This is a genomic window from Methanolobus psychrotolerans, assembly GCF_002243045.1.
Taxonomy (GTDB): domain Archaea; phylum Halobacteriota; class Methanosarcinia; order Methanosarcinales; family Methanosarcinaceae; genus Methanolobus; species Methanolobus psychrotolerans.
In genome coordinates this window covers 1-2,027 of record NZ_MBKP01000085.1, presented here as the reverse complement: position 1 = coordinate 2,027, position 2,027 = coordinate 1, and the positions used below count along the sequence as shown (strand labels likewise).

At 51.9% G+C, this 2,027-nt stretch carries 1 rRNA gene; it reads left to right on the top strand.

The features are described from left to right. Positions 1-1,971: ribosomal RNA gene (locus BB781_RS16000) — 23S ribosomal RNA — on the top strand; the annotation flags it as partial. Between the last annotated feature and the right edge of the window lie 56 nt (positions 1,972-2,027).

The window sequence follows — 2,027 nt, the reverse complement described above, 5'->3', positions numbered from 1 at the left end:
GGAGATAGTCGGTGAAGTAGAGCACTGATTGGTGGTCCCGGGGAAGAAATTCCTCAGCTACCTGTCAAACTCCAAACTCACCGTCGTCTGAGAAGATCGGAGTCCGGACTACTGGGGTAAGCTTGTAGTCCGTAAGGGAGACAACCCAGCCCGTGGTTAAGGTCCCCAAGTGTCGACTAAGTGTTAATACTAAAGGGTGTCCTAAGCCCTAGACAGCTGGAAGGTTAGCTTAGAAGCAGCTATCCTTTAAAGAGTGCGTAACAGCCCACCAGTCGAGGTTTGGGGCCCCGAAAATGGACGGGGCTCAAGTCGACCACCGATACCACGGAGCACCGTAAGGTGATCTCGTAGGAAGGCGTTGCGTTCGGGCAGAAGCAGGGCTGTGAAGTCCTGTGGACCGTGCGGAAACGAAAATCCTGGTAACAGTAACAGCATAGATAGGTGAGAATCCTATCCGCCGAAGGGGCTAGGTTTCCTCGGCAATGATCGTCAGCCGAGGGTTAGTCGGTCCTAAGACGTACCGTAATTCGAGTACGCCAAAAGGGAAACAGGTTAATATTCCTGTACCTCTTGACATTAAAACCAACGTTTTTGGGCAGGTTGAGCGGCGCCGTCGCGCCGTCTAAGCACCTAATCCCGTGGAGAGCCGTAATGGCGAGAAGCGGAGGAATGTGTTATGGCGAAAGTCAGCTGCACCCGGGAACCCGTGAAAAGGGAGTCAAGGGTCCGTACCGAGAACTGACACAGGTGCCCCTAGCTGAAAAGGCTAAGGCGTGTCGGAACAATTTGGCTAAGGGAATTCGGCAAATTAGCTCCGTAACTTCGGGAGAAGGAGTGCCTGCTGTGAAGACAGCAGGTCGCAGTGACAAGAGAGCTCTAACTGTCTAATATCAACATAGGAGATCGCAAACCCGTAAGGGCTAGTACGATCTCTGAATCCTGCTCAGTGCAGGTACCTGAAACTCCGGTTCAACGGATCGAAGGGCCTGTAAACAGCGGGGGTAACTATGACCCTCTTAAGGTAGCGTAGTACCTTGTCGCTTAATTGGCGACTTGCATGAATGGATCAATGAGAGCTCTACTGTCCCTAGCCAGAGTCCGGTGAAGCTTACTTTCTAGTGCACAGTCTAGAGACCTCTAGGGGGAAGTGAAGACCCCGTGGAGCTTTACTGCAGCCTGTCGTTGGGTTGTGATTTTGGATGTACAGTGTAGGTAGGAGACATCGAAGGTGGTGCGCCAGCATCACTGGAGTCGCCGTTGGGACACTACCCTTCTGAAATTACGACCCTAACTCCGAGAGGAGGACCCCGATAGGTGGGCAGTTTGCCTGGGGCGGGACGCCCTTGAAAAGATATCAAGGGCGCACAATGGTTGACTCAAGTGGGTCGGAAACCCACTGAAGAGTGCAAGAGCATAAGTCAGCCTGACGTTATTCAGCACAGTAGTGGATGACGAGACGAAAGTCGGTTCTAGCGAACTTTTGTGCTCGCTTGGTGCGAGCCAAAAATGACAGAAAAGTTACCCCGGGGATAATTGAGTTGTTGCCGGCAAGAGCACATATCGACCCGGCAGCTTGCTACTTCGATGTCGGTTCTTTCCATCCTGGCCGTGCAGCAGCGGCCAAGGGTGAGGTTGTTCGCCTATTAAAGGAGATCGTGAGCTGGGTTTAGACCGTCGTGAGACAGGTCGGTTACTATCTACTAGAGGTGTTAGTGGTCTGAGGGTAAGCTACTTTTAGTACGAGAGGAACAGAGTAGCGGCGCCACTGGTGTATCAGTTGTCCGACAGGGCATTGCTGAGCAGCTACGCGCTAAGGAATAAGAGCTGAATGCATCTAAGCTCGAAATCTGACTCAAAAAGAGACCACATTAAGGATCCCGGTATAAGACCGGTTTGATAGGGTCGGGATGTACGCACCAAGGCAACGAGGTGTTCAGTCCGCGGCTACTAATAATCCGTGCCTGTCTGTCTTGCTTTGTCCAGGCGAAATCTGATATGTGCATGCTTACTATACACGAACTTAAGGT